Origin of the sequence: Streptomyces sp. BR123, from assembly GCF_013401435.1 — a bacterium.
Taxonomy (GTDB): Bacteria; Actinomycetota; Actinomycetes; order Streptomycetales; family Streptomycetaceae; genus Streptomyces.
Genome location: NZ_JACBGN010000437.1, coordinates 1 through 4,267, shown reverse-complemented (window position 1 = coordinate 4,267; position 4,267 = coordinate 1). Strand labels below are relative to the sequence as shown.

3 protein-coding genes are annotated in these 4,267 nt (G+C 74.5%); all 3 read left to right on the top strand.

Annotated features, from left to right (window positions below; genetic code table 11):
* The first annotated feature begins 8 nt into the window (after nt 1-8).
* Nucleotides 9-680: a response regulator transcription factor gene (locus HYE82_RS34485; RefSeq protein ID WP_179178164.1), complete on the top strand. Its 672-nt coding sequence runs from the start codon at nt 9-11 to the stop codon at nt 678-680.
* A 214-nt stretch (nt 681-894) separates the two neighbouring features.
* The gene (locus HYE82_RS34480) at nt 895-1,680 is read left to right on the top strand and encodes an ABC transporter ATP-binding protein (protein WP_179178163.1); all 786 of its coding nucleotides are present in this window, start codon (nt 895-897) and stop codon (nt 1,678-1,680) included.
* 61 nt (nt 1,681-1,741) lie between these two features.
* On the top strand, nt 1,742-4,267 hold a 2,526-nt coding region (locus HYE82_RS34475), incomplete at its 3' end, for an ABC transporter permease (RefSeq protein ID WP_179178162.1).

Below are 4,267 nucleotides of genomic sequence, written 5' to 3'. Positions count from 1 at the left end.
GGCCCGCCCTGACCATTCGGCCCGTCCGCGTCCTGCTCGCCGACGACGAAACGATGATCCGGCACGGCGTACGCCTGATCCTGCGGCACGCCGACGGCATCGACGTCGTCGCCGAGGCCCGGGACGGGCAGCAGGCCGTCCAGCTGGCCGCGGCACACCACCCCGACGTGGTGCTGCTGGACATCCGCATGCCCGTGTGCGACGGGCTGGCCGCGATCGCCCCGCTGCTCGCCCTCGACCCCGCGCCGCGCGTCGTCATGCTGACCACCTTCGGCGACGACGACAACGTCGTCCGCGCGCTGCGCGAGGGCGCCGCCGGCTTCCTGCTGAAGGACGAAGGGCCCCAGGAGCTGATCAGCGCGGTCCGCGCGGCCGCCGCCGGCGACGCCGTGCTCTCCCCGGGCGTCACCGGGGCGGTGATCTCCCGCATGCTGCGCGCCGTCGGCCCGGACGATGCGGGCGGTGCGCCCGCGGACGAGCGGATCGCGCGGCTCACCGGCCGGGAGCGGGAGGTCCTGGCGATGCTCGGCGAAGGGCTGTCGAACCAGGGCATCGCCGCGCGGATGGGCATCGGGATCGGCACGGTGAAGACCCATGTGGGTGCCGTCCTCGACAAGACCGGTTCGACCAGCCGCGTGCAGGCGGCGCTGCTGGCCCACCGGACCGGCCTCGCCACCTGACGGGCCGTCGGCGGAGGGGCCGTCGGCGGAGGGGCCGCCGGCCTGCGGCCTTCCTCTTCCCTTCGGTAGAGGAAGGCCGCGTACCGCCGTCCTTTCGGCAGACGCCAACTCCCCTCTCCCGAACGATGTCCGGGCAGCTCAGGGCCGTGACGATGGATGCATCCCCGGCCCGCGGAACCCCTCGCGGGCCGTCGCACGCCCAGGCGGAGTATCCATGTCACAGACGTCCCCTTCCCCCGGTTCCCCCTCCACACCGCTCGCGGAGCCGGCCGCCCGCGCGTCCGGCCTGACCAAGACGTACGGGAAGGGCGAGACCAAGGTCACCGCCCTGGACGCGGTGACGGTGGACTTCGCGCGGGGCAGGTTCACCGCGGTCATGGGCCCCTCGGGCTCCGGAAAGTCCACGCTGATGCACTGCATGGCCGGCCTCGACCCCGTCACCGCGGGATCGGCCCGGCTCGGCGGTGTCGAGCTGTCCGCCCTGAACGACCGGCAGCTCACCCGGCTGCGGCGGGAGAAGGTCGGCTTCGTCTTCCAGGGCTTCAACCTCCTGCCCACCCTCACCGCGCTCGAGAACATCACCCTGCCCCTGCGGCTGGCCGGCCGGCAGCCCGACACCGCATGGCTGGACACCGTCGTCGCCACCGTCGGCCTCGCGGGCCGCCTCGCCCACCGCCCCGCCCAGCTCTCCGGCGGCCAGCAGCAGCGCGTGGCCGTGGCCCGCGCCCTGGCCTCCCGCCCGGAGATCGTGTTCGCCGACGAGCCGACCGGCAACCTCGACTCACGCTCCGGCGCCGAGGTCCTCGGCTTCCTGCGCGACTCGGTACGGGAACTGGGGCAGACCGTGGTGATGGTCACCCACGACCCGGTGGCCGCCTCCCACGCCGACCGCGTGGTGTTCCTCGCCGACGGCCGCCTCGTGGACGAACTGCACGAGCCGACCTCCGGCGCCGTCCTGGACCGGATGCTCGCGTTCGAAGCCCAGGGCCGCGCGCACTGACCGCGTACCGCCCCGGCCGCCGTCCGCCCTTTCCCCGTCCCGCACCCATCGAAAGCCCATCATGCTGCGAACAGCCCTGCGCAACGTCCTCGCGCACAAGGCCCGCCTGGCCATGACCGTGCTCGCGGTCTGCCTCGGAGTCGCGTTCGTCTCCGGCTCGCTCGTCTTCGCCGACTCCACCACCGCCGCCTACCGCGCCTCCCTCTCGAAGAACCACGCCGGCATCGCGGTCACCGTCGACCCGAAACACCCGCCGGGCACCCCCGCGGGCGAACGGACCACCGCCCTCGACGACGCGCTCGTGGCCCGGCTGGCCGCCGTACCCGGTGTCACCGCGGCCCGCCCGACCGTCGACGGCTCGGTCACACTGGCCGCCAAGGACGGCTCCCCGTTGCGCGCCGACAACACGATGGGCAAACTGGCCGCCGCGTACATGCCCGGCCCCGACGGCGAGGACGGCCGCTACCCGCTGACCGCCGGCCGCGCACCGCGCACCGACGGCGAGGTGGCCCTGGACCGCTCCACCGCGGCGGCCGGCGCGTACGCCCTCGGTGACACCGTCATCCTGGCGAGCGACGGCCCCGTCCTGCGGATGCGGCTGGTCGGTACCGTCTCGACCGACGACACCCGGGTCACGTCCGGCGGCACCCTCGCGGTGTTCGACAAGGCCACCGCCCAGCGGCTGTTCGCCTCTCCGGGCGGCTACACCGGCATCGACCTGTCCGCCGCGCCCGGCACCGACCCGTTCGACCTGGCCCGGCGCATCGGCACGCTGCTGCCGGCCGACCGCGCCGAGGCGACCACCGCGACCGCGAAGGCCGACCAGCAGCAGGTCCTCATCGACGCCAAGACCCGCAGCCACGCCCGGCTGCCCCTGGTCTTCGCCACCGTCTCGCTCTTCATCGGCTCGTTCCTCGTCATCAACACCTTCACCATGCTCATCACCCGGCGCTCCCGCGAGATCGCGCTGCTCCGGGCCGTCGGCGCCACCCGCCGCCAGGTCGTCGGCTCCGTCCTCGCCGAGGCAGCCCTGGTCGGCCTCGCCGCCTCCGTGCTCGGCTTCGCCCTCGGGCTCGTCGTCGCCACCGTCCTGCCCGGCCTGCTCGGCACCGCGGACGACCTGCTGCCACAGGGTCCGCTGGTGATCGGCCCCACCCCGGTGCTCGCCTCCCTCACCGTCGGCGTCGGCGTCACCGTCCTCGCCGCCTGGCTGCCCTCCCGCCGCGCGGCCGGGATCGCCCCCGTCGAGGCGATGCGCACCGCCGAGCAGCCCCCGTCCCCGGCGCTGTCCCGGATCCGGGGCGCGGCCGGCACGGCCGTACTCCTCACCGGTGCCGGCCTGCTCGTCTCGCTGAGCGACGCGAAGGACGCCTCGGACGCGAACCTGCGGACCGCGATGCTCGGCTGCGGCATCCTCGTGACCGGCCTGATCCTGTTGGCCCCCCTGCTCGCGGGCCCGGTCGTCCGCGTCCTCGGCCGGTGCGCCTCCCGCCTCGGCGTCGCCGGCGACCTCGCGAAGGACAACGCCCTGCGGGACCCCCGCCGCACCGCCGCCACCGCCGTCGCCCTGATGATCAGCACCGCGCTCGTCTCCGGACTGGCCGTCATCGACCACTCCTCCAGCCGGGCCCTGGATTCCCAGGCAGCCGAAGGCCTCAGCGCCGACTACGTCATCAGCACCCGCAACACCACCACCGCCGTCGAGCCCGCCGCCCTCCAGCGCCTCGCCGCGGTCCCCGGCGTCGCCACCGCCTCCGCCGTCGCGGACTCCACCCTCTCCACCGGCGCGCTCGTCCGGCAGGTCTCGGGGGTCGACCCGAAGACCGTGGGGGAGGTCATGAAGCTGCGCTTCGCCAGCGGCTCCGCCACGGGCATCGGCCCGGGCCGGATCGCGGTGTCCGACAGCTTCGCCCGCGAGAACCGCATCACCACCGGCGACCGGCTCAACGCGAGCATCGGCCCCGGCCCCGGCGGGGGAGACCGCGGCCGCCCCTACACCGTCGTCGGCGTCTACCGGGACAACCCCACCGCCCAGGACGTCCTCGCCTGGCGCGGCGATGTCCAGCAGAACAGCCACCTGCGCGACTCCGTCCAGCGCGTCCTCGTCCGCACCGAGGGCGCCGCCGCCTCCGCGGACATCGAGAAGCAGCTGCGCGGCGCCGTCGGCCACAGCCCGCTGCTGAAGGTCCAGAGCCGTGCTCAGCTCGTCCGCGAACAGGCAGGCGTCGCCGGCGAGCTGATCACGATGGTCTTCGGACTGCTCGCCCTCGGGGTGGTGATCTCCGCACTCGGCATGGTCAACACGCTCGCCATGTCGGTCGCCGAACGCACCCGCGAGATCGGCGTCCTGCGCGCCATCGGCATGGACCGCGCCGGCATCCGCCGCATGATCCGCCTCGAATCCCTCGCCGTCGCCGCCTACGGCACCCTGCTGGGCCTGGCCGGCGGCCTGTTCGGGGCGTGGAAGGTCAGCGGCCTGGCCAACGGAGCCATCCCCCAGTACACCTTCACCCTGCCCTGGGGCACCCTCGCCCTCGTCGTCACCCTCTCCCTCGCCGTGGGCGCCGCCGCTGCCGCCCTTCCCGCC

Excerpts from the sequence above, each read along its gene's own strand:
- HYE82_RS34480 (WP_179178163.1), top strand. The coding sequence starts at position 895 with ATGTCACAGACGTCCCCTTCCCCCGGTTCCCCCTCCACACCGCTCGCG.